The following is a 26,039-nucleotide window of genomic DNA, read 5'->3' as shown; positions in this document are numbered from 1 at the left end:
TCAGCCTGAAGTCATACCGTCTCAAGCTTCCCAGCTTGAAATCTAATGGCCAGAAGCACCAGCGGCGCGTAAGCCACTGTCAATGCCAACCCCCCATCGACATTCCACCATACGACACAAGCCGCCAAGGGTAGGAGCCAGAATAGGTTAATGGCACCGACGGCGAGCGTCACTGGTAAATGACGCCCATATCGGCGTGAGGCGAACTGATAGGCATGGCTGCGATGAGCTTCGTATACCTTGTCCCCTCGCAGGAGGCGTCTCATAAGGGTGACGGTAGCATCCACGATAAAGACACCGAGTAAAATCAGCCACACCCATAGAAGCTTTGGAGAAACCCAAGCCGCTTGTAAAGAAAGCATTCCAAGGACGATACCAAGAAATCCGCTGCCCGCATCTCCCATGAAAATACGTGCAGGTGGGAAATTCCAATAAAGGAAACCCATTACTACCATCGCCAACATAAGCGGCGCCGCGATAAGGCTGTTAAATCCACCCAACCAATAAATGAGGCATGCGCAGAGGCAAACGCATATCGCTTCCACGCTAGCAATACCATCGATACCGTCCATGAAGTTATAGAGATTGAGCATCCATACCAAATAAACGACCGCCAATGCGTGTCCAAACCAACCCAACGCAAATTCATGACCAAACAAGTTAATCGTGGGCAGACCATCTAGCCAGCACAACGCCCAGATTGCAGCGGTGAAATGGCCAAGCAACCTCCAGCGAGCAGCTATATGACCGTGGTCGTCGAGGAAACCTAGAACAGCAACCCCGATACCAGCTCCCAACAACGCCCAGGTCGTGGACCAAGATAGCAAATAGTTGCCTGCAAGTAGCGGCAGCGCCAAGAGAAAGACTGTGACAAATGCCAAACCGCCCCCACGGGGTGTGGGTATGGAGTGCGAACTACGCTCCCCCGGGATGTCGATAATATTCTTATGAATGGCATATGAGCGCAAAACCCAAGTTAATACCAATGAGACTGCGGTGATGAGTAAAAGGAAAGCAAATATCTTCATTTCAAAACACGCCCATGCTTAAATATTTGACTTTTTTGCATAATATATTGACGACCGGACTGACGCAGCGCATCAATCACCGAAATGGGCGGATTCCAACCCAGCAGGTTACGAGCCTTAGATGAATCGATAACCAATGAACCACATAGTTGTGAGTAGATTGATTGTTTCCGAAAAATCCTAGCGCCCGTACGGAGTACAAAATCAGGTACTGAGAACAGCCGAGGTTTTATACCCATGCCTTGGGCTAGAGAGATTACAATTTCACTTGTAGACACCGGCCTGATATCAGATACCAGAAACAACTCATTTGCCGCCGCGGAGTGCTCTATGCAAAGACATATAAAGTCAACCAAGTTTTCCAGCGAAATGAGGCTTCTAAGATTTCTTGTAGCACCAAAGGGTAAAGGCAAGCCCGTGGACACCAAACGCATCAAACGCTGGTAATTGCCCGGGGCATGCGCCGCATAGACTAAAGGTGGCCGAACAATCACCAAATCCATCGAACTTTTTTCTACCAGAGCTCTCAACGCACATTCAGCCTCTAGTTTAGAGACAGCATAGTCTGCTTGCGGTTGTGGTGTTGCATCCTCATTAAATGGATCAGAATACGTTACAGAACCGTTAACCCCGATAGAGCTAACGAAAATGAATCTTTTGGCCCCGGCCTCCATTGCCTGACGCGCCAAGTCAATTGTAGCCTCAACATTAACGAGTCTGAATTCATGAAGCGGATCTTCGGATTTATCATCTAATATGTGCGCCCGTCCCGCCAGATGAATAATAGTCGCCCCTTTACTAATCGATAAAGGACCTTGAAAAGGCCTCTCAGACGACACGGAAATCTGTTCGACACCCGATAAAAGGAAGTCAACTTTCTTTCGAACCAATAAAGTCAACTTATAATCTGAATCAGCTTGCAGTTTTTCGACTAGAGCTCGACCAACAAATCCTGTTGCGCCGGTTATGACAATGCTCTTTCGCAAATTCAAGATTCAGCCTCAAGTGCTTTGTAGATATCCAAATGAACTTTCACCACATTCTCAATGGTAAACTCACGCTCCGCCCATTTCCTTCCAGCAAGACCCATTTCACGTCTTAACTCTGCATTCGAAATCAACTTCTCAATCGCGACCGCCAATGCTTCAGCGTCTTTAACGGGCACAAGCAATCCGGTTTCGCCCGCTATAATAGCATCACGGCAGCCGGGTACATCAGAAGTGACAACAGCCCGCGCACAGGCCGCAGCCTCGATCAGGACTTTTGGTAATCCTTCTCGATAAGAGGGCAGGACTACGATATGCGAACCAGAGAATACCTTGGCCAGATCACTTTGATAACCGAGTACACGTACATCCCCTTCGGCTGTCAGGGTTTCTATCTCTGCATTGGAAAGGCTGGTGGGGTTGCCTTCATCCAAATCACCGACCAGCTGAAAGATCACATCTTTCTGACGAAGCTTGACTAATTGAGCGGCCTTGATAAATTCATAAACCCCCTTATCTCTAAGGAGTCGTCCTGCAAACGTAACGGTTATGGTGCCGATTGGCTCTGGCAAAATCGGATAAGAAGCCAGGCGAACCCCTGAGCCACGAATCAACACCGTCTTGTCAGCATCCAAACCGCTCATCTTCATAACCAAGGCACAGTCGCAAGGGTTCTGAAAGATCGCTCGAAGATTGTTGGAACCCAGTGCTATTCGGTACATACTCTTCAGAACAAACGATAGAACTTTCGACCGCAAGTCTCGTCCAATAAACACGGAGCCCATGCCAGCGATAGCGGACACAACCCCTCCGACAGGAGCGAGGCGAGCAGCCACCCCCCCATAAAGAACCGGTTTAGTCGTTACCAAATGCAAAAGAGTGGGCCGTAGACGCCAGAGTAGTCTGACGAAGCATATCATCGCATAGAACTCAAGAAACGGATTAATACCGCCACGCTCTAACTTGATCGTGTGATAAATAAAGCCTTCTTCAGTAACTTTTCCTGAAACTGGGCTCGCGATACTCGCAACGTGCACTTCATAGCCCTTCCCTTGGGCTGCCTTGGCTATCGGCAATCTGTGCGACAAAAAATACCGAGGATCGTTGACTACAATTAGCAGTATCCGACTCATTCCTCCCCCACATAAACTGTCAAATTAAAAATACATCCAGTTGAAGACTATGCACTCTTACATCAAGCATGAATAATCATGCAAATCTACAGTTGACAGCCACATCCCCATCATCAGAACACATAAACCATACTTACTGAAGGCGCAACTCTTCCGAGACCAAGATTACTGGATACACTTCTAATTGGGGTATAAAAACAGCGTCCATCAGACGTTCTTCAAATACCAAGGCATCGCCATTTTCAAACCCTCAGCGACGGTGTAATCGGGAGAGTAGCTCAAATTGTTTTTGATCTTTTCGATACTTGCCTGAGAATGCAGGACATCGCCAGCTCTGAAGTTTTTATATACAGGCTCCCTTGCGTAATTCACGCCCAAATCTGCTAGCATCGCTCTCAACATGGAAAACAACTCGCCAAGGCTCGTTCGTGCGTTTACGGCCACATTGTAAACATTGTTCAAAGCAGCGCTGTTTTCTTCGGTCGCAGCCAGAAGATTAGCCTGAATAACGTTCTCGATAAAACAAAAATCTCTGCTTGTTGAGCCATCCCCGTTGATATTGATACTCTCATCCAAAATCATCGCTGCGGTCCATTTAGGTATTACGGCTGCATAGGCTCCGTTCGGGTCCTGCCTTTTTCCAAACACATTGAAATAACGCAGGCCGATCGTGTTGAAGCCATAGCTCTTGTAAAAAACATCGGCATACAGCTCATTAACGTATTTCGTTACGGCATAGGGTGAAAGCGGCTTGCCGATAACATCTTCAACTTTCGGCAAGGCCGGGTGATCGCCATAAGTAGAGCTACTCGCGGCATAAGTGAAGCTTTTTACCCCGGCATCACGGGCTGCAACCAACATTTTCAAAAAACCGTCTATATTAGACTCATTAGTGAGAATTGGATCGGCCAATGATCTGGGAACAGAGCCCAATGCAGCTTGATGGAGTACATAATCGACGCCTTCGCACGCGTTTCGGCAATCATCCAGAGAACGTATATCTCCGGTCTTTAACGTAAAACGAGCCCATTGTTCAGCTGTAACGTCTCCCTTGACCTCATCGAGGTTTCGCTGATGGCCAGTAGCAAAGTTATCAAGACCGATGACGCTCTGATCCAATTTTAATAATTTCTCAAGTAGGTTAGAACCTATAAACCCCGCAACACCAGTAATGAGCCATACACGCGGAATCTTCGGGAGAGTTGAAACCAGTTCATTATATCGATTCATATGACCCCAAATTCATGCTGCAAAATAATAGACGTGTAGGATTAGAGCCGGAGATCCGATTCATCATTATCAAGCAGGTATTTAAGGTCATAAAGCACGTGATTCGCCTTGCCTAATGAGCGAATATGACGAGACCCCATATCGGCAAACTGAGAGTGCGCGACGGCCAAAACAATTGCGTCATACGAATCTGGAGTGGGCGAGGAAAGCAGCTTAATTCCATACTCATGCTCTGCCTCCTCAGCCGCTGCCCAAGGATCAAAAACGTCGACAGCGATGTTATAGTCAGCCAACTCACTAATGATGTCGATAACTCGCGTATTTCTTAGATCTGGACAGTTCTCTTTAAACGTAAGCCCCATTACCAATACTCGTGCGCCATCCACGTGTATCCGCCTCTTAACCATCGCCTTCACGAGCTGGGAAACGACGTATTCTCCCATGCTATCATTGAGCCGCCGACCAGCTAGGATAATCTCAGGATGGTAACCGATGGACTGTGCTTTGTGCGTCAGATAGTAAGGATCTACTCCAATACAGTGACCGCCCACCAAACCAGGACGAAACGGCAGAAAATTCCACTTCGTCCCAGCGGCCTTCAGCACTGACTCTGTATCAATACCCAGCTTATTGAAAATTATTGCCAACTCATTGATTAGCGCGATATTCAGATCCCGCTGAGTATTCTCGATGACTTTAGCAGCTTCAGCGACTTTTATTGAGCTGGCCTTATGTGTTCCGGCAATGATGATTTTTTTATACAGATTATCAATTTTGCTCGCCACTTCCGGTGTGGAGCCCGACGTTACTTTCATGATCGTGGCGACGCGATGCTCTTTATCGCCCGGATTAATCCTTTCAGGGCTATATCCAACGTAGAAATCCAAATTAAATTTCAGACCTGATACACGCTCTAAAACTGGAACACAATCCTCTTCGGTTGCCCCGGGATACACAGTTGACTCATAGATTACTACGTCACCTTTTTTTAACACACATCCAATAGTCTCAGACGCCTTCAGCAGCGGGGTCAGATCCGGATTATTATACTGATCGATAGGCGTTGGAACGGTCACTATGAAGATATTGCAACTACCCAGCTCCTCCACACTGGAGGAGAACTGAAGATTCTTAGCTTCGTTCAGCTCTTGTTCACTGACTTCCAGCGTCGAATCCCGGCCACCACTAAGCTCTTTAATCCTACGCTCACTGATATCGAAACCCAAAACGGAATAATGCTTGCCAAACTCCACAGCAAGAGGCAGCCCCACATAACCCAAGCCTACGATTCCAAGTTTTACACTTTCAAAGTTTTGACTATTCAATTTCATATCCACTATAAATTGGTAGTGAGCGCAGCATTGAAATCTATCATTGTAGAATAATAATCATTGCCGGCTGATAACATACAAGCGCGATATCCAGGAAACCCGGCCCTTCGCCATCGGTGAGGGGTCGCTTGCACAACGTCCAGCGCCCCTCCAAGAATAACGCTTAAGCCGGATTCTTTTCACTTCGGATGAACAAGAGACGAAGCAACGCAACAAAGCAGCCTAGCAAAATGCCAGTAATCACACCCAAGAGCAGGATCAGCATCTTCTTCGGCTTAATGGGGCTCTCAGGCAGCTCTACTGTGCCGTCTTGGCGGTAAACCGATATGCTCTCAGGATCGATATTCAATTTGCTATAAAAATAGTATCGCATCTGAAGCGATCTCAAATCAGGAATAAAGGCATCGTCAGAAGAGCGGGCCTGCAGGGCGTCAACCTCAGCAGCCAGCGCTTTACTACCTCGTTGATAGTCCAGCTTGTTTCCTGTGTCGACCGTAATCGTAGAGTTCAAGCTGGGCGTTGCGAGGCCAATTGCCTGGGCTATATTCAAGGCTTCACGTAGCTGCTGGACCCGATCCTCTCGAATGCGCTGGGCATTTTCTCGCAAGCTGATAATCCGCTGCCCCAGATTCCGCGCTCGAACCGACGCTTCTGTCTTTACGTTCTTTATGAGCTCAGATTCGGCCGCTTCGCTGGCGAGCTTCACATACGTTTTAGCCCACTCTTTGGCGCGAACGGGGTCTTCGTTGTTCACTGCCACTAGATAACGATCCGGAGAATCCTTGCCTGGCGGCTTGATGACCAGCTCACGAGAAAAACGCAAGTAGACTTGATCGAGCGCCCCTTCTCGTTGCGATTCACTCAATGATGGAAGATAAACCTCGTTGAAAAATTTCTGACGAAGTGACTCTGCTTGTAAGTTACGAGCAAAAACTTCGTACACGTGATCTATGGAGTAGACGTCGAGTTCGCTACTTTTGCCCCTACCATAATTGAGTTCAGCAATATCGTTCTGAGTAGGCGGCATAATAAAAAGCTTGGCTTCATAGACAGGCTTACTGAGAAACGCATAAAGACCCGCGCCAACAGTAACCAAGAGAGTCATACCCAAAATCAACCATTTCTGAGCCCATAGCCCCCGGACCAGCTCGATCAGATCAATTTCATCATCGCGACGCGCATCCATACGATCATTTTGCATGAGAAGCCTCGCTTGGCATCACGTTCGCGTACACACCAAACGCATCAAAGGGCAAGACGGGCAAGGCCGCACCGGACACAGCGGCAAACTGAGTTAGATTAAATACGAACAAAACGCACCCACAGTCAGAAAAATTGCACACAGTGATCCTTACCAAGACTACTGGGCTCACACATCCATTATCTCAATCGTCGACGCGCCCCCACAAACCACGCAAGCGACGGCCCGACTATCATACCAGCGAGAAGCGCCAGGATCACGAAAACCGAGACAGGAAGCTGCGGAGCTGACCAGCCCAGAAACAGGAGTGCAACCGGCTGGTTGTTTTCAAGCACGAACAGGACGATAGCTGAGGCCACGAGCAGTGCAAATACGGCAAGTGCAAGACGTTTAAAGTTGCGCATGAAAACTCCTTTGTTTTGGCGCTGCGTCAGAGCTCATCCCCCTCCTCCTCATTCACCCGATCCCTAAGCTCTTTGCCTGGCTTGAAATGAGGGACGAACTTTCCATCAAGACTGACGGACTGACCCGTTTTAGGGTTGCGCCCCACCCGCGGAGCGCGGTAATGCAGGGAAAAGCTGCCGAAACCGCGGATCTCGATGCGATCTCCAGTCGCCAGGCACTGGGACATCTGTTCAAGCATGGTCTTGATGGCCAGCTCCACATCCTTGGATGAGAGTAGCCCTTGATGGGTGACAATTCGTTCGATCAACTCCGACTTCGTCATATTTTTCCCTTCTTTTTCAAGCAGCTAGGAAAATCGCTTGAAAAGGTTTTAGCATGACCGGAGGGATTTGAACAGCCCGAGTATTGACATTCTTCTTGACTCCCCTACCGCCTCTTTCGCGCAAGCAGGGAGATGCTATCGACAGATGACCAGCATTGTACGAGTGATATAGCCCGCCGGATTGAAACCAAATGGGTACCAATCTTCATCCTTCGCGTCGTCGGATCGGGTAATGACCTTGTAGCCAGCCCCCTTACACTCTCTTGCGGCTCTCTTATGGCACTTCTCCCAGCCAGAGCCCAACCCTGAGCAATCAACCTCGATACCACTGACACCACGCACGGCGTGGGTCTTGGCGCTTGTGGTGCAAGCTGGCAATGCCAATATTGCGAATATCAGGATGAGCCTGTTCATTCATCTCCTTAAATATCCAACACTCGACTGGGTGGTGTCTGACCTGGCCCCATCGCGAGCAAGCTCGCTCCCACATTGTTCCGGGGGAGCCATGACATCTGTAATCCAGCCTTGATAGATGATTGATCCGCTTAAAGGAAGAGACATCTGGCTTGCAGGATTGGTTTCACAGCGAGACCAGACAGCGCACCTGGAATGAGTAAAGCCCGACTCTCCTGAATTGCGAGCACAAAAAAGGGCGACCGAAGTCGCCCTTTTTCTATGGTCTGACAGAACTCAGTTCTGTTTTTCCATTTGTGCACGCAGCAGGTCGCCCAGCGTGGTAGGACCAGCAGCAATGTCAGCGGCTGGCTTGTCGCGCAGGCTCTGGATTGCTTCTTTCTCTTCAGCATCGTCTTTCGACTTGATGGAGAGCTGGATTACGCGGCTCTTGCGGTCAACACTGATGATCTTGGCTTCTACTTCTTCGCCTTCTTTCAGAACGTTGCGCGCGTCTTCAACGCGGTCACGGCTGATTTCGGAGGCTTTCAGAGTCGCTTCGATATCGTCGGCCAGGGTGATGATGGCGCCTTTGGCGTCAACTTCTTTCACGATGCCCTTAACGATTGCGCCTTTGTCGTTCTCTTGAACGTACTCGGAGAACGGATCGCTTTCCAGTTGCTTGATACCCAGGGAGATACGCTCGCGCTCTGGGTCAACCGACAGGATAACGGTGTCCAGCTCGTCGCCCTTCTTGAAACGGCGTACGGCTTCTTCGCCCACTTCGTTCCAGGAGATGTCGGACAGGTGAACCAGGCCGTCGATGCCGCCGTCCAGACCAATGAAGATACCGAAATCGGTGATCGACTTGATGGTGCCGGAGATTTTATCGCCCTTGTTGAACTGGCCAGAGAAGTCTTCCCATGGGTTGGACTTGCACTGCTTGATGCCGAGGGAGATACGACGACGCTCTTCGTCGATGTCCAGAACCATGACTTCCACTTCGTCGCCGACTTGTACGACTTTCGAAGGGTGGATGTTCTTGTTGGTCCAGTCCATTTCGGAAACGTGTACCAGGCCTTCAACGCCTTCTTCCAGCTCAGCGAAGCAGCCGTAGTCGGTGAGGTTGGTAACACGGGCAGTAACGCGGGTGCCTTCTGGGTAACGGGCTTTGATAGCGACCCATGGATCTTCACCCAGTTGCTTGAGGCCCAGGGAAACACGATTGCGCTCGCGATCGTACTTCAGAACCTTGACATCGATCTCGTCGCCAACGTTGACGATTTCCGAAGGATGCTTGATACGCTTCCAGGCCATGTCGGTGATGTGCAGCAGGCCATCGACGCCACCCAGATCGACGAATGCGCCGTAATCGGTGAGGTTCTTGACGATACCTTTGACCTGCTGGCCTTCCTGCAGCGATTCCAGCAGAGCTTCACGCTCGGCGGAGTTCTCGGCTTCCAGGACACTGCGACGGGAAACGACAACGTTGTTGCGCTTCTGGTCCAGCTTGATGACCTTGAATTCCAGCTCTTTGCCTTCCAGGTGCGTGGTATCGCGCACTGGACGGACGTCAACCAGGGAACCTGGCAGGAACGCACGGATGCCGTTAACGTCGACAGTGAAGCCGCCTTTAACCTTACCGTTGATAACGCCCTTGACCACTTCCTCAGCTGCGAAAGCCGCTTCCAGAACGATCCAGCATTCAGCGCGCTTGGCTTTTTCACGGGACAGCTTGGTTTCACCAAAGCCATCTTCAACCGAGTCCAGCGCAACGTGAACTTCGTCACCGACGTTGATGTTCAGTTCGCCAGCGTCGTTGTAGAACTGCTCAAGCGGGATGAGTGCTTCAGACTTCAGACCAGCGTGAACGGTTACCCAGCGAGCTTGGTAATCGATATCAACGATAACACCGGTGATGATGGAGCCTGCCTGAAGGTTCAGGGTTTTCAGGCTTTCTTCAAAGAGTTCCGCAAAGCTTTCGCTCATTTTAATTCCTGTTGATTAGGGCGAAGAATACGCCCGCCTCCACATCCCAGACGATGTGGGTTAGTTTCATATAAAAGAAGCATCGCAGGACTATGACTGGTCCCCTGCGAAGCTTCCTGGTCACCCGGCGATATCGCGAATGGCGATCTCGCTCATGATGCGTTGCAGCACCTGGTCGATGGACAACTCCGTGGAATCCAGCTGTATCGCGTCGGCCGCCGGCTTGAGCGGGGCTACTGCGCGCTGGGTATCACGCTCATCGCGTGCACGGATCTCATCTAGCAGACTCGACAGACTAACATCCTCGCCTTTGCCCTTCAACTGCAAATATCGGCGGCGCGCCCTCTCCTCGGCGCTGGCGGTGAGGAATATCTTCAACGGCGCATCGGGAAACACCACCGTGCCCATGTCGCGACCGTCCGCCACTAGCCCCGGCGGCTCCTGGAATGCGCGCTGGCGTTGCAGCAAGGCTTCGCGCACCGCTGGCAGCGCGGCAACCTGGGAGGCCCCGGCGCCCACGCTTTCGGTACGAATGACGTCGCTGACTTCGTCACCTTCCAGAATGATGCGCTGGAGCTGACCGTCGGTCGCGGCAATGAATTGCACGTCCAGATGAGCAGCCAGCGCCTTGAGCAATTCTTCATTGGTCAGGTCGACGCCATGGTTGGCGGCGGCGAATGCCAATAGACGATACAAGGCACCCGAATCGAGCAGGTTCCAGCCCAGCTGCCTGGCCAGGATCCCGGCGACGGTGCCCTTGCCCGAACCGCTTGGGCCATCGATGGTGATGACCGGTGCCTTGATGTTCACGATTGTGCCTCTTGCGCTACTCGGATACCGACCTGCGCGCACAGCGCCAGGAAGTTCGGGAACGACGTCGCGACGTTGGCGCAATCATGGATGCGAATCGGCGCGCTCGCGCGCAAAGACGCAACACTGAAGGCCATGGCGATACGGTGGTCACCGTGACCATGGACCTCGCCGCCGCCGATCTGGCCGCCGTCGATGATGATGCCGTCCGGCGTCGGCTGGCACTTGACGCCAAGGGCGAGCAAGCCATCAGCCATCACCTGGATGCGATCCGATTCCTTGACCCGCAGTTCTTCGGCGCCGGTCAATACGGTGCGCCCTTCTGCACAGGCGGCCGCCACGAACAGCACCGGGAATTCGTCGATGGCCAGCGGAACCAGCGCCTCCGGAATCTCGATACCCTTGAGTTTAGCCGCTCGTACGCGCAAGTCCGCCACGGGTTCGCCGCCCACTTCACGCTGGTTTTCCAAGGTGATGTCAGCGCCCATCAAGCGCAGGATGTCGATCACGCCAGTACGGGTCGGATTGATACCGACGTGCTCGAGCACCAGGTCGGAGCCTTCGGCAATCGAGGCGGCCACCAGGAAAAATGCCGACGACGAGATGTCGCCCGGCACTTCGATGTGGGTCGCGGTCAGCTTGCTACCGGATTCGACGGACGCCGTGGCGCCATCGACCGTGACCGGATAGCCGAAGCCGCGCAGCATGCGCTCGGTATGGTCGCGGGTCGGGGCCGGCTCGGTGACAATGGTCTTGCCCTCGGCGTAAAGACCGGCCAGCAGCAGGCAGGATTTCACCTGGGCGCTGGCCATTGGCATGGTGTAGGTCAGGCCTTTGAGCTTGTTGCCACCGCGGATGATCATTGGCGGACGACCGTCAGCGGCCGTTTCGATGACCGCGCCCATCTCCCGCAACGGGTTGGCGACGCGATTCATCGGGCGCTTGGACAACGAAGCATCACCGGTCAGGGTGCTGTCGAAGTCCTGCGCGGCCAGCAGGCCGGACAACAGGCGCATCGAGGTCCCGGAGTTACCCAGGTAGATGGGGCCCGGGGCCGGCTTGAGGCCGTGCAGGCCGACACCATGGATGGTCACGCGACCGTGGTGCGGACCTTCGATGACCACCCCCATGTCGCGAAACGCTTGCAGCGTCGCCAGGGCGTCTTCACCCTCGAGGAAGCCTTCCACCTCGGTCACGCCTTCGGCCAGGGAGCCGAGCATGATCGAACGGTGGGAAATCGATTTATCGCCCGGTACACGAATACGCCCGCTCAGGGAGCCACCAGGTTGTGCCAGGAAAATCAGATCGTTGGAGTTCATAGCGTCCACATAGGCCCGACGGGCCAGGATTTTACTGAAATGCTCGCGGGCCACCCTGGCGCGTGTGAAAACGCCCAGCAATTGGTGCCCGTCCCCTGCATCGACCGCGTCGCGCAAGGCGTCGAGGTCGCTGCGAAATGTATCGAGTGTGCGCAGGACAGCTTCGCGGTTGGCGAGGAAGATGTCGTGCCACATGACCGGGTCGCTTCCGGCGATTCTCGTGAAATCGCGGAAACCGCCGGCAGCGTAACGGAAGATCTCAAGATTTTCATTGCGTTTGGCCAACGAATCCACCAGGGCGAACGCCAACAGGTGCGGCAAGTGGCTGGTGGCGGCCAACACTTCGTCGTGACGCTCCACCTGCATGTGCTCCACATCGGCACCCAGCTCGCGCCACAAACGGTCCACCACCGCCAGCGCGGCTGGATCCGTCTGGTCCAGCGGCGTGAGGATCACTTTGTGGCGACGAAACAGCTCGGCGTTGGAGGCCTCCACCCCGCTCTGCTCGGAACCGGCAATCGGATGGCCGGGCACGAAGCGCGCCGGCATCCCGCCGAAAGCCTCGGTGGCCGCACGCACGACGTTGCCCTTGGCGCTGCCGACATCGGTCAGGATCGCTTGCCCCAAGTCCATGGTCGCCAGGCGCGCCAGCAGTTTTTCCATGGCCAGGATCGGCACCGCCAACTGGATCACGTCCGCGCCCTGGCAAGCGACCGCCAGGTCATCCTCGCAGCGATCGACCACCCCCAGCTCCACGGCCAGCTTGCGCGACTGCGGATCCAGGTCGACACCGACCACCTCGCGGCACAGACCGCTTTCACGCAAGCCCTTGGCAAACGAACCGCCAATCAACCCCAGGCCGACCACTACCAGGCGACCGATCATAGGGGCAGCAGGTTGCAGCGAAGTGACATCAACCACGAGCGAGGACCTTGCTCAACGCCTCGAGGAAACGGCTGTTTTCCGCCGGCAGGCCGATGGTGATGCGCAGGTGGTTCGGCATGCCGTAATTGGCCACAGGACGCACGATCACGCCTTCGCGCAGCAGCCCCTGGTACACCGGCGCGGCGACACGTCCCAGGTCGACGCAGATGAAGTTGCCTTTGGATGGAATCCAGCTCAAGCCCAGCTCACGCATGCCTGCTTCCAACTGCTGCATGCCGGCCGCGTTCAGGCGACGGCTTTCGGCCAGGTAGGCCTCATCCTGCAAGGCGGCGCAGGCGGCTGCCAGGGCGAAGCTGTTGACGTTGAATGGCTGGCGCACGCGGTTCAGCACATCGGCCACCACGGCGGTGGACAAGCCGTAGCCAACCCGCAGCGAAGCCAGGCCGTAAGCTTTGGAGAACGTGCGCGAAACCAGCAGGTTCGGGTAGGCCGCGAGGAAATCCAGGCCATCGGGCAAATCGCTGCCTTCGGCGTATTCGATGTAGGCCTCGTCCAACACCACGAGCACGTGCGCGGGCACGTCCTGCAGGAAGTCGTCCAGGGCCTGGGCGTCGAACCAGGTGCCTGTCGGGTTGTTCGGGTTGGCAATGAAGACCACCCGCGTGTTGGCGTCGATGGCAGCCAGCATGGCCGGCAGGTCGTGCCCCCAGTTTTTGGCCGGAACCACATGGGCATCCGCGCCCACGGCCTGGGTCGCGATCGGATAGACCGCAAACGCGTGCTCGCTGAACACGGCATTGAGCCCTGGCGCCAGGTAGGCGCGCGCCACCAGCTCCAGAATGTCGTTGGAGCCGTTGCCCAGCGTCACTTGGTTGAGCTCCACGCCACAGCGCTCGGCCAGCAGGCTTTTCAATGCAAACCCATTGCCATCGGGGTAACGGGTCAGCTCGGCCAGTTCGTCGCGGATCGCCGCCAGTGCCTTGGGGCTTGCGCCCAACGGGTTTTCGTTGCTCGCCAACTTGACGATGCTGGCCGGATCCAGGTCCAGCTCGCGGGCCAGTTCATCCACGGGCTTGCCCGGAACGTAAGGCGAGAGTTGTTGCACGCCTGGCTGAGCCAGAGCGAGGAAGTTGCCACTCATTTGCTATCCGCCCTTAAAGAACTGCCTTGGGGTAGGAACCCAGCACCTTGAGTGCCACTGCTTCCTGACTGATTTTCTCCAGCACACCTTTTACCAGCGGATCGCGGTGGTGGCCGACAAAATCGATGAAGAATACGTAGGTCCATTTACCGCTGCGCGACGGACGGGTCTCGATCCGCGTCAGGTCGATACCGTTGTCATGGAACGGCACCAGCAGCTCATGGAGCGCACCAGGCTTGTTGCTCATGGAGACGATGATCGATGTCTTGTCGTCGCCGGTCGGAGGCACTTCCTGGCTGCCGATCATCAGGAACCGCGTGGAGTTGTCCGGGCGATCCTCGATTTTCTCGGCCAGGCGAGTCAGCCCGTACAGGCCGGCCGCCATATCGCCAGCAATCGCCGCCGAGTTCCACTCACCCTTGACCCGCTTGGCCGCCTCGGCGTTGCTCGATACCGCCACGCGTTCGACGTTCGGGTAATGGGCGTCCAGCCACTTGCGGCACTGGGCCAACGACTGGGCGTGGGAATAGATCCGGCTGATGCTGTCGGTCTTGGTGTTCTCGCCGACCAGCAGGTGATGGTGGATACGCAGCTCGACTTCGCCGCAGATCACCATGTCATGTTCCAGGAAGCTGTCCAGCGTGTGGTTGACCGCGCCTTCGGTGGAGTTCTCCACCGGCACCACGCCGAAATTCACCGCGCCAGCCGCCACTTCACGAAAGACTTCGTCAATGGCCGCCATCGGCTTGCTGATCACGGCGTGACCAAAGTGCTTCATGGCGGCAGCCTGGGTAAAAGTCCCTTCCGGGCCCAGGTAGGCGACTTTCAGCGGCTGTTCGAGCGCCAGGCACGAGGACATGATTTCGCGGAACAACCGCGCCATCTCTTCGTTGCCCAGCGGCCCCTTGTTGCGCTCCATGACACGCTTGAGCACCTGAGCTTCACGCTCAGGACGATAGAACACCGGCACTTCACCTTCGGCCAGGGAGGCCATCTTCACCCGGGCGACTTCCTGGGCACAGCGCGCACGCTCGCTGATCAGCTCCAGGACTTTTTCGTCCAGGGCATCGATGCGCAGGCGCAGCGCCTTGAGTTCTTGCTCAGACATCAGCCATGTTCCTTCTCGAACTCTGCCATGTAGGCGATCAACGCATTGACGGCGTTGATGTCGACGGCGTTGTAGATGGAGGCACGCATGCCACCGACCGAACGGTGGCCCTTGAGGTTCAGCAGGCCACGCTCGTCGGCACCGGCCAGGAACGGCTTGTCCAGACGGTCGTCGGCCAGGCGGAACGGCACGTTCATCCACGAACGATCGCTCTTGTTGATCGGGTTGCTGTAGAGACCGCTGGCGTCGATGAAGTCATACAGCGTGCGCTGCTTCACTTCGTTGAGCTTGCCGATGGCTTCGACACCGCCCTGCTCCTTCAGCCATTCGAAGACCAGGCCGGAGAGGTACCAGGCCAGGGTCGGCGGGGTGTTGTACATTGAGCCGTTGTCGGCCGCGACCTTGTAGTTGAGCATGGTCGGACACAGGGAACGGGCACGCCCCAGCAGGTCTTCACGAATGATGCTGACCAGGATGCCGCTTGGGCCGATGTTCTTTTGGGCGCCAGCGTAGATCATGCCGAAACGGGAGATATCCACAGGCCGCGAGAGAATGTCCGAGGACATGTCGGCCACCAATGGCACGTCGCCGGTTTCCGGGATCCAGTTGAATTCCAGGCCACCGATGGTTTCGTTCGGTGCGTAGTGAACGTAGGCCGCGTCCTTGGACAGGTTCCATTCGTTCTGGCCAGGAATCGCGAAATAGTCGTAGGGCTTGGCGGTGGCAGCCACGTTGACGTGACCGTAGCGCGAGGCTTCTTCGATGGCTTTCTGCGACCAGATACCGGTATCGATGTAGTCTGCCTTGCCACTTTCCGGCAGCAGGTTCAGCGGGATCTGGGCGAACTGCTGGCTGGCGCCGCCTTGCAGGAACAGCACCTTGTAGTTGGACGGGATGTTCAGCAGATCACGCAGGTCCTGCTCGGCCTTGGTGGCGATGGACACGAACTCATCGCTGCGATGGCTCATTTCCATGACCGACAGGCCCTTGCCGTGCCAGTCGAGAAGTTCACCCTGGGCACGCTTCAGAACCGCCTCAGGAAGCGCCGCCGGGCCGGCACAGAAGTTATAGGCTCTCTTGCTCACATCCAATCTCGCTCTGATCTGGTGGTCACATAAATCTTGTTCAACACATCTATCAATGTGGGTATTGCTCACTTCAGGTAAGGATGAATCCGTGGCGAGGGAGCTTGCTCCCGCTTGAGTGCGAAGCGCTCATAAAAAAGGGGCTGCTGCGCAACCCAGCGGGAGCAAGCTCCCTCGCCACAATGAATCAAACAAGCCTAAAGAGAGCAGCATTAACCCCCACAGGAGAACGTGCAGTGTCGCAAATTTTCAAACAGGACAAACAACAAGGGGGCGAATCTTCATCCGCCCCCTGCGTGCCCGCTTAGTCCTGCGGTTCTTCTTCGTCTGCGGCAGCGTCGAGCGATTGGTCGTCGGTCATGTCGTCGACGTCGGCACCCAGGGTGCCGTCGAACGCCACGCCGTTCTCACCTTCCTCGCCTTCCAGCTCCTCGCCTTCGACTTCCGATGGCTCCTGGACCCGCTCAAGCCCGACCAGCGTTTCATCGCTGGCCAGCTTGATCAGCGTCACGCCCTGGGTGTTACGACCCAGGCTCGACACTTCGGCGACTCGCGTACGCACCAGGGTGCCCTGGTCGGAAATCAACATGATCTCCTCGCCATCGAGCACTTGGACAGCGCCCACCAGGCGACCGTTACGCTCGTTGCTAACCATGGCGATCACGCCCTGGCCGCCACGCTTGTACTCAGGGAACTCGCTAATGGCCGTGCGCTTGCCATAACCACGCGCCGAAGCGGTGAGTATCTGGCTGCCTTCTTCGGGGATCAGCATGGAAATCAGCTTCTGGCCTTCCGGTAGGCGCATGCCGCGCACACCGCGGGCGGTACGGCCCATGGCACGCACGTCGGATTCCTTGAAGCGAGTGACCTTGCCGCCGTCGGAGAACAGCATGACCTCACGCTCGCCGTCGGTGATGGCGGCGGAAATCAGCACGTCGCCTTCGTCCAGCTCCAGGGCGATCAGGCCGACACTGCGCTGGCGGCTGAAGGATTCCAGCGGGGTCTTCTTCACGGTGCCGTTGGCGGTGGCCATGAAGATGTAGTGACCTTCGGTGTATTCCTCCACCGGCAGCATGGTGGTGATGTATTCACCATCGTCCAGCGGCAACAGGTTGACCAGCGGACGACCACGTGCGGCACGGGACGCTTCCGGGATTTCGTAGGTCTTGAGCCAGTACACCTTGCCTTTGCTGGAGAACAGCAGCAGCGTGGTGTGGCTGTTGGCGACCAGCAGGTGAGCGATGTAGTCCTCGTCCTTGACACCGGTCGCCGACTTGCCTTTGCCGCCGCGACGCTGGGCCTGGTAGGCGGCCAGCGGCTGGGTCTTGGCATAGCCACCATGGGAAATGGTCACCACGCGCTCTTCTTCCGGGATCATGTCACCCAGGGTCAGGTCCAAGCGCGCATCGAGGATCTCGGTGCGGCGCACGTCGCCGTATTCGGCGCGGATCACTTCCAGCTCTTCGCGGATCACTTCCATCAGGCGCGTGGCGCTGTTGAGGATGCGGATCAGCTCGCCGATCTGGTTGAGGATTTCCTGGTACTCGGCCAGCAGCTTCTCGTGCTCCAGGCCGGTCAGGCGGTGCAGGCGCAGTTCCAGAATGGCTTGCGCCTGTTCAGGGGACAGGAAGTACTTGCCTTCGCGCAGGCCGTATTGCGGATCGAGGTTCTCCGGGCGGCACGAGTCGGCGCCAGCGCGCTCGACCATTGCCACCACAGCGGAGGACTCCCAAGGGGTGCTGATCAGCGCTTCCTTGGCTTCCGACGGCGTTGGCGAAGCCTTGATCAAGGCGATCACCGGGTCGATGTTCGACAGGGCAACGGCCTGGCCTTCAAGAATGTGGCCACGCTCGCGAGCCTTGCGCAGTTCGAACACGGTACGGCGGGTGACCACTTCGCGACGGTGACGTACGAAGGCTTCCAGCAGGTCCTTGAGGTTCAGGATCCGCGGACGGCCGTCGATCAGCGCAACGATGTTGATGCCGAACACGCTTTGCAGTTGGGTCTGGGCGTAGAGGTTGTTGAGGATCACCTCGGGCACTTCGCCACGACGCAGCTCGATCACGACGCGCATGCCGTCCTTGTCGGACTCGTCACGCAGCTCGGTGATGCCTTCGAGCTTCTTCTCTTTCACCAGCTCGGCGATCTTCTCGATCAGGCGGGCCTTGTTCAGCTGGTACGGCAGCTCGGTGATGACGATCTGCTGGCGGCCGCCAACCTTGTCGATGTCTTCGACGGTGGAGCGGGCGCGCATGTAAATGCGGCCACGGCCGGTGCGGTAGGCTTCGATGATGCCGGCGCGACCGTTGATGATCGCGGCGGTCGGGAAGTCCGGACCGGGGATGTATTGCATCAGCTCATCGACGGTCAGCTCGGGATTGTCGATGAGGGCCAGGCAACCGTCGATGACTTCACCGAGGTTGTGCGGCGGGATGTTGGTCGCCATGCCCACGGCGATACCGCTGGAGCCGTTGACGAGCAGGTTCGGGATACGGGTCGGCATGACCGCCGGGATCATTTCGGTGCCGTCGTAGTTCGGCACCCAGTCCACGGTTTCCTTGTGCAGGTCGGCCAGCAGTTCGTGGGCCAGCTTGGTCATGCGCACTTCGGTGTATCGCATGGCCGCGGCGTTGTCGCCGTCCACGGAACCGAAGTTGCCCTGGCCGTCTACCAGCAGGTAGCGCAAGGAGAATGGCTGCGCCATACGAACGATGGTGTCGTACACGGCAGTGTCGCCGTGGGGGTGGTACTTACCGATCACGTCGCCGACGACACGGGCAGATTTCTTGTACGGCTTGTTGAAGTCGTTGCCCAGCTCGCTCATCGCGAACAGCACGCGCCGGTGCACGGGCTTCAAGCCATCGCGCGCATCCGGCAGCGCCCGCCCGACGATCACGCTCATTGCGTAGTCGAGGTAGGACTGTTTCAGCTCGTCTTCGATATTGACCGGGAGGATTTCTTTGGCCAGTTCGCCCATGAGAAGCCTGATTCCTTTTTCTGGTGAAACCTCGTCACATCCAGATGGGACGAACGAAGCTCGCCGCTGCAGAACAAGTGCCGTGCAGCGACTTACGACAAATCAACGAGTTATGCCATGGATCTGCGCAGTAAAGGCCACCTCGCGAGGCAGCCTTGGAAACCGCCGGATGTTATCACAAGAGCCGCCACGCACCTATCCCCCAGATGCGCATGGTGCGTAGTTAGTTGACCGGTGACAGGCTGATATGGGATCAGAGGGGCTTAGAGGCGCTACGGATGGAGAATCAGGGCGAAAATGCAAGGCATTTGTTGCCTTTGAGGACCTCATCGCGAGCAAGCTCGCTCCCACAAGGATTTCTTATGTCCGAAATTTCATACAAACCCCATCCACTGTGGGAGCGAGCTTGCTCGCGATGGCGGCAGATCAACCCCTGAAATTCTTCAGTGCAACCGCTTACGGCACATCAACTGCGCCAGCTTGGCGGTGTCCGGGCGCTCGATGATGCCCTTCTCCGTGACGATGACGTCGATCAAATCCGCCGGGGTGACATCGAACGTCGGGTTGAAGGCGTCCACCTGCGCGTCAAGCCTCTTGCCAGCAATTTCCAGCAGTTCACGCCCATCGCGTTCCTCGACCGGAATGTCATCACCGCTGGCCAGGCTCATGTCGATGGTCGAACTCGGCGCCACGACCATGAAACGCACGCCATGGTGCATGGCACAGACGGCCAGTTGATAGGTGCCGATCTTGTTCGCCACGTCGCCATTGGCGGCGATGCAGTCGGCCCCGACGATCACCCAGGTCACGCCTTTGGTCTTCATGATGTGGGCGGCGGCGGAATCGGTGTTGAGGGTCACCGGGATGCCCTCGCGGGCCAGCTCCCACGTCGTCAGGCGCGAGCCTTGCAGCGATGGACGGGTTTCGTCGGCATAGACGCGCTCCACCATGCCTTCGATGTACGCGCCACGGATGACGCCCAAGGCCGTGCCGAAGCCGCCGGTCGCCAGGGCGCCGGTGTTGCCGTGGGTGAGGATGGCCTGGGCATTGCCCTGGTGCTTGCGGATCAGGTCGACACCGAACTGGGCCATGGTCAGGTTGGCTTCGCGGTCACTCTCGTGGATCGCGATGGCTTCGGCCTCAAGCACCGCTAGCGGCTCGGCCTGCTCTTTCAAGCGCCCTAGCCGGTCGCGCATCCGATCCAGCGCCCAGAAGAGATTTGCCGCCGTCGGCCGGGCCTCGGCCAGCAAGGCAAAATCAGCCTCCAGCGCCGCTTGCCAATCGCCGCCTTCGGCCATCCTGGCCCGCGCCGCCAACACCACGCCATACGCCGCACTGATGCCGATGACCGGCGCGCCGCGCACGGCCATCGAGCCAATGGCCTCGGCCACATCGGCGGCGCAGGTGCAGGCGATCCAGCTCTCCTCGAACGGCAAGACACGCATGTCCCGCAGGTACAGGACGCCATCGCGCCAATCGATGGCCTTCACCTTCTCCGCAGCCAATAGTCGATCGCGCATCCTTCACCCCGTACTCATGAACAAAAGCCGCCGATTATAGCGATCCCTCCGCGAAGACGCTCGGGTATACTTCGCCATCCTTTATACCCCATGGAACCGTTCCACGATGCCCAAGCCCGCCGTTGCGCTCGACTTATTATTGCTGCCGACCTGGTTGGTGCCTGTCGAACCCGCCGGTGTAGTGCTCAAGGAGCATGGCCTGGGCATTCGCGACGGCTGCATCGTGTTCATCGGTCCACGGGCAGAAGCCCTCAAGTGTGACGCCGCCCAGGTCCGTGAGCTGCCCGGCATGCTGCTCAGCCCCGGCCTGATCAATGCCCACGGCCACGCGGCCATGACCCTGTTCCGCGGCTTGGCCGACGACCTGTCCTTGATGACCTGGCTCGAACAGCACATCTGGCCGGCGGAAGCCAAATGGGTCGATGAAGATTTCGTGCGCGATGGCACCGACCTGGCCATTGCCGAGCAGATCAAGAGTGGCATCACCTGCTTCAGCGACATGTATTTCTACCCCAAGGTCGCCAGCGAATGTGTCCACGACAGCGGTATTCGTGCGCAAATCGCCATTCCAATCCTCGACTTCCCGATCCCCGGTGCCGCCAGCGCCGACGAAGCCATTCGTCAGGGCATCGAATTGTTTGGCGACCTCAAGCACCACCCACGGATCAAAGTCGCATTCGGCCCGCACGCGCCCTACACGCTGAGCGATGAGAACCTGGAGAAAATCCGCGTGATCGCCGAGGAGCTGGACGCAGCCATTCATATGCACGTTCACGAAACCGCCTTCGAAGTGCAGCAGGCTGTGGATAACACTGCGGAGCGACCGCTGGCTCGCCTGGGACGACTGGGCTTGCTGGGGCCACGCTTTCAGGCCGTGCACATGACTCAAATCAGCGACGAAGACCAAGCCTTGCTGGTAGAAAGCAATTGCAGCGTGATCCACTGCCCGGAATCGAACCTGAAGCTGGCCAGCGGTTTCTGCCCGGTGGAGCGCCTGTGGCAGGCCGGCGTCAATGTCGCCCTCGGCACCGACGGCGCGGCAAGCAACAACGACCTGGATCTGCTCGGCGAAGCCCGCACCGCGGCCCTGCTGGCCAAGGCCGTCGCCGGTTCGGCCACGGCCCTGGATGCCCATCGGGCGCTGCGCATGGCCACACTCAATGGCGCCCGGGCGCTGGGCATCGAAGCGACTGTCGGCTCGCTGGAAGTAGGCAAGGCCGCCGACCTGGTGGCCTTCGATCTGTCGGGCCTGGCCCAGCAGCCGATCTACGACCCGGTGTCGCAACTGATTTATGCCACTGGGCGCGATTGCGTGAAACACCTGTGGGTGGGCGGCAAGCCGTTATTGGAAGATGGCCGACTGACCCGCATGGACGAATCAAGACTGATCGCCACGGCCCAGGCCTGGGGTCGCCGCATCAGCGGCCACGACGAATAACCACGCCCCTTGAGCCACGGCTCGGGGCACCTGATTTTTCAAGCTTTTCGAGGATCTGCACATGAGCAACGTCGACCACGCCGAAATCGCCAAATTCGAAGCCCTGGCCCATCGCTGGTGGGACCGTGAAAGTGAGTTCAAGCCGCTGCACGACATCAACCCGCTGCGGGTCAACTGGATTGACGAACGGGTCAACCTGGCGGGCAAGAAAGTGCTCGACGTCGGTTGCGGCGGCGGCATCCTCAGCGAAGCCATGGCCCAGCGCGGGGCGACGGTGATGGGTATCGACATGGGCGAGGCGCCACTGGCAGTTGCACAACTGCATCAGCTGGAGTCGGGCGTCAGCGTGGAATACCGGCAGATCACCGCCGAAGCCCTGGCCGAAGAAATGCCCGGCCAATTCGACGTGGTCACCTGCCTGGAAATGCTCGAGCACGTGCCAGACCCGTCATCGGTCATCCGCGCGTGCTTTCGCATGGTCAAGCCGGGCGGCCAGGTGTTTTTCTCCACCATCAACCGCAACCCCAAGGCCTACCTGTTCGCCATCGTCGGCGCCGAATACATCATGAAGCTGCTGCCTCGCGGCACTCACGACTTCAAGAAGTTCATCCGTCCTTCCGAACTGGGCGCCTGGAGCCGCGCGGCCGGGCTGACTGTCAAGGACATCATTGGCCTGACCTACAATCCGCTGACCAAGCACTACAAGCTGGCCGCCGACGTTGACGTCAACTACATGATCCAAACCCTGCGCGAGGAGTAAGTCGATGCGTCTCAAAGCGGTTCTCTTCGACATGGACGGCACGCTGCTCGACACCGCGCCGGATTTCATCGCCATCTGCCAGGCCATGCGCGCCGACCGCGGCTTGCCACCGATGAACACGCAGCACATTCGCGACGAGATTTCCGGCGGCGCCCGAGCGATGGTCGCGGTGACCTTTTCCATGGACCCGGAATCACCGGGGTTCGAGGAACTGCGCCAGGAGTTCCTCGACCGCTACCTCAAGGGGTGCGCGGTCCACAGCCATTTATTCGATGGCATGGCCCAGGTGCTGGCCGATATCGAAGCGGCCAACCTGATCTGGGGCGTGGTCACCAACAAGCCGGTGCGCTTCGCCGAACCGATCATGCAGCAACTGGGCCTGGCCGAACGCTCGAAAGTGCTGATCTGCCCTGACCACGTGAAAAACAGCAAGCCAGACCCGGAACCGCTGACCCTGGCGTGCAAGCTCCTCGACCTGGACCCGGCCAGCGTGCTGTTCGTGGGTGATGACCTGCGGGACATCGAGTCCGGTCGCAGTGCCGGCACCAAGACCTGCGCGGTGACCTATGGCTACATCCATCCGGACGACAACCCCAGGCACTGGGGCGCGGATGTGGTGATCGATCACCCGTCGGCGCTGCGCGAGGTGCTGGATAACGCGCTGTGCGGTTGCTGATGTGACTGTCTTGTGATGAAGGGGTTTATGTGGGAGCAAGGCTTGCCCGCGATGCAGGCGATGCGCTCGTTCAGAAATCGAGGCGCCTGTTTCGCGAGCAAGCTTTGCTCCCACAGCCTGCTCCCAATAGCGGGGCTCAGTCCCCTGACCACTACAGCTTCTGCCAACAGATTGATTTGTTGAGGTTTTTTTATGTTTGATTATTCCGCCCGCCCCGACCTGCTCAATGGCCGGGTGATTCTGGTCACCGGCGCCGGCCGCGGGATCGGCGCCGCTGCCGCGAAAGCCTACGCCGCCCATGGCGCCACCGTGCTGCTGCTGGGCAAGACCGAAGCCAACCTGACCCAGGTCTACGATGAAATCGAAGCGGCCGGTCATCCGCAGCCGGCGGTGATCCCGTTCAACCTCGAAACCGCGCTGCCTCATCAGTACGATGAACTGGCAGCCATGATCGAAACCGAGTTCGGTCATCTGGACGGCCTGCTGCACAATGCCTCGATCATCGGCCCGCGTACTCCCCTGGAACAGTTGTCCGGAGAGAATTTCATGCGGGTGATGCACGTCAACGTCAACGCGATGTTCATGCTCACCAGCACCTTGCTGCCCCTGCTCAAGCTGTCCAAGGATGCGTCCGTGGTATTCACCTCCAGCAGCGTCGGGCGCAAGGGCCGGGCGTATTGGGGCGCCTATGGTGTGTCCAAGTTCGCCACCGAGGGGCTGATGCAGACCCTGGCCGACGAAGTCGACACCGTCGCCGCCGTGCGCGCCAACAGCATCAACCCCGGCGCCACCCGCACCAGCATGCGCGCCCAGGCCTACCCGGGGGAAAACCCGCTCAACAATCCGACGCCCGAGCAGATCATGCCGGTCTACCTGTACCTCATGGGCCCGGACAGCTCCGGCGTCAACGGCCAGGCGTTCAACGCGCAATAATGGCCTGACCTGCGGCGCGGCGACTTACCGTCGCGGCGCAGGCCCTATTCGATGCCCAGCCAGGCTCGTCCGCCAAACCTACGTCGCTGGGAATGTCGCCAATTGGCCATCAATCCATTGATTCCTAATCGGTTTTTATTGAAGTGAACCGAATGGCACGACTTTCGCTCTAAATATCCTCAAACACGCCATGTTCGGCGGGTAACGGACATTGAGACGAGATTGATGCCTGACAGGGAAAGCGGACTAAACTTAGATCAATTGTCCTACGGGACTGAAGGACCAGTACGACGCGCAGCCCAAAGCCGCCACACCCAGCCTGCCAGGACAGATTTAGCTTAGGGGCTAACGCCATATGAAAACGCCCACCCAGATCAACGCGATTGACTTCGACAACGCGAAATTGCAGCGTCTGGGCCTTGGACAGCCATCGCCGCTCGCGGCACGCTCCGTCAGTCTTTCGCAATTGCGCCAGCAACTGAGCCAGCAGTTGCAGACCAGCCTTGAGCCACAGCGAATCCTCGGCTTGTTTTTTCGGGAAATCCAGCGGCTGGTGCCCTTGGATGCGGTGGCCTACCAGCACAAAGCCAGTGATCTGCGCCTGGAATTCGGGCAGCGCGGGCATCACTCCCTCAGCTATAACCTCAGCCATGAGGGAGAACATCTGGGTGAACTGGTCTTCCGTCGCAACCAACGCTTCACCGAAGCGGAACAGAGCGACCTTGAATCCATCATGTCGACGCTGCTGTATCCGCTGCGCAACGCATTGCTCTATCGCGCCGCTACCCAGAGCGCCCTGCGCGATCCGTTGACCGGTACCGGCAATCGCATTGCCATGGACCAGACGCTGATGCGTGAGATCGACATGGCCAAGCGTCATTCGCAGCCCTTGTCGGTGCTGATGCTCGACATCGACCATTTCAAGCGTATCAACGATAGCCATGGTCACGGCGTTGGCGACGAAGTGCTCAAGGCCGTGGCTGAGTCGATCAAGAGCCAGCTGCGCAACGTGGACATGGTGTTCAGGTTCGGCGGTGAAGAGTTTCTGATCCTGCTGGCCAATACCAGCCGGGATGCTGCGGCCATGGTCGGGGAACGACTGCGTTACGCCGCCCAGGCCCAGGATTACTTCGCCGCAGGCACAAGGATCGAGCTGACGGTCAGCCTGGGTTGCTCCACCCTGCTGCCGGGGGAATCATCGGAAAGCCTGCTGCGCAGGGCTGACAGCGCGCTGTACGTGGCCAAGCGCGAAGGACGTAATCGACTGGCAATGGCAGGCTGAAAACAATGGTGGGAGCGAGCTTGCTCGCGATGACGGCTGCACATCCAACATCTGTGGAAACTGACCCACCGCTATCGTCGGATCGCC

At 57.2% G+C, this 26,039-nt stretch carries 22 protein-coding genes; 5 read left to right on the top strand and 17 right to left on the bottom strand.

Annotated elements, in window-relative coordinates:
* Positions 1-11: 11 nt before the first annotated feature.
* The 17 genes from LQ215_RS10550 to mtnA all read right to left on the bottom strand — a co-directional run bounded on the left by LQ215_RS10550 (position 12) and on the right by mtnA (position 20,863).
* Positions 12-1,028 (bottom strand): MraY family glycosyltransferase, encoded by a 1,017-nt coding sequence (locus LQ215_RS10550; protein ID WP_230149517.1) that lies wholly within the window; start codon positions 1,026-1,028, stop codon positions 12-14.
* Complete coding sequence (locus LQ215_RS10545; protein ID WP_230149515.1) at positions 1,025-2,020, bottom strand: NAD-dependent epimerase/dehydratase family protein; 996 nt, start codon at positions 2,018-2,020, stop codon at positions 1,025-1,027. Before LQ215_RS10545 ends, LQ215_RS10550 begins: the two co-directional genes overlap by 4 nt.
* Positions 2,017-3,147 (bottom strand): glycosyltransferase family 4 protein, encoded by a 1,131-nt coding sequence (locus LQ215_RS10540; protein ID WP_230149513.1) that lies wholly within the window; start codon positions 3,145-3,147, stop codon positions 2,017-2,019. The genes LQ215_RS10545 and LQ215_RS10540 overlap by 4 nt, the downstream gene beginning before the upstream one ends.
* A 207-nt stretch (positions 3,148-3,354) precedes the next feature.
* Entirely contained in the window at positions 3,355-4,377 is a 1,023-nt protein-coding gene (locus LQ215_RS10535) for an NAD-dependent epimerase/dehydratase family protein (RefSeq protein ID WP_230149511.1), read from the bottom strand.
* A gap of 41 nt (positions 4,378-4,418) precedes the next feature.
* The gene (gene tviB / locus LQ215_RS10530; RefSeq protein WP_230149509.1) at positions 4,419-5,702 is read right to left on the bottom strand and encodes a Vi polysaccharide biosynthesis UDP-N-acetylglucosamine C-6 dehydrogenase TviB; all 1,284 of its coding nucleotides are present in this window, start codon (positions 5,700-5,702) and stop codon (positions 4,419-4,421) included.
* Between the two features lie 169 nt (positions 5,703-5,871).
* Entirely contained in the window at positions 5,872-6,909 is a 1,038-nt protein-coding gene (locus tag LQ215_RS10525; protein WP_230149507.1) for an LPS O-antigen chain length determinant protein WzzB, read from the bottom strand.
* Positions 6,910-7,088: 179 nt separating this feature from the next.
* Complete coding sequence (locus LQ215_RS10520) at positions 7,089-7,313, bottom strand: lipopolysaccharide assembly protein LapA domain-containing protein (RefSeq protein WP_230149505.1); 225 nt, start codon at positions 7,311-7,313, stop codon at positions 7,089-7,091.
* A 26-nt stretch (positions 7,314-7,339) separates the two neighbouring features.
* Positions 7,340-7,636 carry an integration host factor subunit beta gene (gene ihfB / locus LQ215_RS10515; protein ID WP_003199243.1) on the bottom strand — a complete coding sequence of 99 codons (297 nt, stop codon included), beginning with the start codon at positions 7,634-7,636 and terminating at the stop codon, positions 7,340-7,342.
* 135 nt (positions 7,637-7,771) lie between these two features.
* Positions 7,772-8,050 carry a hypothetical protein gene (locus tag LQ215_RS10510; protein ID WP_230149503.1) on the bottom strand — a complete coding sequence of 93 codons (279 nt, stop codon included), beginning with the start codon at positions 8,048-8,050 and terminating at the stop codon, positions 7,772-7,774.
* Positions 8,051-8,326: 276 nt separating this feature from the next.
* On the bottom strand, positions 8,327-10,018 hold the full coding sequence (gene rpsA / locus LQ215_RS10505) for a 30S ribosomal protein S1 (RefSeq protein WP_053120388.1): 1,692 nt from the start codon (positions 10,016-10,018) through the stop codon (positions 8,327-8,329).
* Positions 10,019-10,138: 120 nt separating this feature from the next.
* On the bottom strand, positions 10,139-10,831 hold the full coding sequence (gene cmk, locus LQ215_RS10500; protein WP_436839569.1) for a (d)CMP kinase: 693 nt from the start codon (positions 10,829-10,831) through the stop codon (positions 10,139-10,141).
* Positions 10,825-13,032, bottom strand: a complete 2,208-nt coding sequence (locus LQ215_RS10495) for a bifunctional prephenate dehydrogenase/3-phosphoshikimate 1-carboxyvinyltransferase (RefSeq protein ID WP_230149544.1) — start codon at positions 13,030-13,032, stop codon at positions 10,825-10,827. The genes cmk and LQ215_RS10495 overlap by 7 nt, the downstream gene beginning before the upstream one ends.
* A gap of 28 nt (positions 13,033-13,060) precedes the next feature.
* Positions 13,061-14,173 carry a histidinol-phosphate transaminase gene (gene hisC / locus LQ215_RS10490; protein WP_230149501.1) on the bottom strand — a complete coding sequence of 371 codons (1,113 nt, stop codon included), beginning with the start codon at positions 14,171-14,173 and terminating at the stop codon, positions 13,061-13,063.
* Positions 14,174-14,186: 13 nt separating this feature from the next.
* Complete coding sequence (gene pheA / locus LQ215_RS10485; RefSeq protein WP_003199233.1) at positions 14,187-15,281, bottom strand: prephenate dehydratase; 1,095 nt, start codon at positions 15,279-15,281, stop codon at positions 14,187-14,189.
* On the bottom strand, positions 15,281-16,366 hold the full coding sequence (gene serC, locus LQ215_RS10480; RefSeq protein WP_230149499.1) for a 3-phosphoserine/phosphohydroxythreonine transaminase: 1,086 nt from the start codon (positions 16,364-16,366) through the stop codon (positions 15,281-15,283). The genes pheA and serC overlap by 1 nt, the downstream gene beginning before the upstream one ends.
* Positions 16,367-16,670: 304 nt before the next feature.
* Positions 16,671-19,343 carry a DNA gyrase subunit A gene (gene gyrA, locus LQ215_RS10475; RefSeq protein WP_230149497.1) on the bottom strand — a complete coding sequence of 891 codons (2,673 nt, stop codon included), beginning with the start codon at positions 19,341-19,343 and terminating at the stop codon, positions 16,671-16,673.
* Between the two features lie 443 nt (positions 19,344-19,786).
* Positions 19,787-20,863, bottom strand: coding sequence for an S-methyl-5-thioribose-1-phosphate isomerase (mtnA, locus tag LQ215_RS10470; protein ID WP_230149495.1), 1,077 nt, complete (start codon positions 20,861-20,863; stop codon positions 19,787-19,789).
* Between the two features lie 106 nt (positions 20,864-20,969).
* Between mtnA and LQ215_RS10465 the strand changes: the two genes are divergently transcribed.
* The 5 genes from LQ215_RS10465 to LQ215_RS10445 all read left to right on the top strand — a co-directional run bounded on the left by LQ215_RS10465 (position 20,970) and on the right by LQ215_RS10445 (position 25,952).
* Positions 20,970-22,301, top strand: coding sequence for a TRZ/ATZ family hydrolase (locus tag LQ215_RS10465; protein WP_230149493.1), 1,332 nt, complete (start codon positions 20,970-20,972; stop codon positions 22,299-22,301).
* 61 nt (positions 22,302-22,362) lie between these two features.
* Entirely contained in the window at positions 22,363-23,061 is a 699-nt protein-coding gene (gene ubiG, locus LQ215_RS10460) for a bifunctional 2-polyprenyl-6-hydroxyphenol methylase/3-demethylubiquinol 3-O-methyltransferase UbiG (RefSeq protein ID WP_003199224.1), read from the top strand.
* A 4-nt stretch (positions 23,062-23,065) separates the two neighbouring features.
* Positions 23,066-23,737: an N-acetylmuramic acid 6-phosphate phosphatase MupP gene (mupP, locus tag LQ215_RS10455; RefSeq protein WP_230149491.1), complete on the top strand. Its 672-nt coding sequence runs from the start codon at positions 23,066-23,068 to the stop codon at positions 23,735-23,737.
* A gap of 192 nt (positions 23,738-23,929) precedes the next feature.
* Positions 23,930-24,670 (top strand): YciK family oxidoreductase, encoded by a 741-nt coding sequence (locus LQ215_RS10450; RefSeq protein ID WP_064106896.1) that lies wholly within the window; start codon positions 23,930-23,932, stop codon positions 24,668-24,670.
* Between the two features lie 355 nt (positions 24,671-25,025).
* Complete coding sequence (locus tag LQ215_RS10445; RefSeq protein WP_230149489.1) at positions 25,026-25,952, top strand: GGDEF domain-containing protein; 927 nt, start codon at positions 25,026-25,028, stop codon at positions 25,950-25,952.
* Positions 25,953-26,039: the final 87 nt, after the last annotated feature.

The sequence above is a fragment of the Pseudomonas brassicacearum genome (assembly GCF_918698105.1).
Lineage (GTDB): Bacteria > Pseudomonadota > Gammaproteobacteria > Pseudomonadales > Pseudomonadaceae > Aquipseudomonas > Aquipseudomonas brassicacearum_F.
This window is presented reverse-complemented; position numbering and strand designations above follow the sequence as displayed.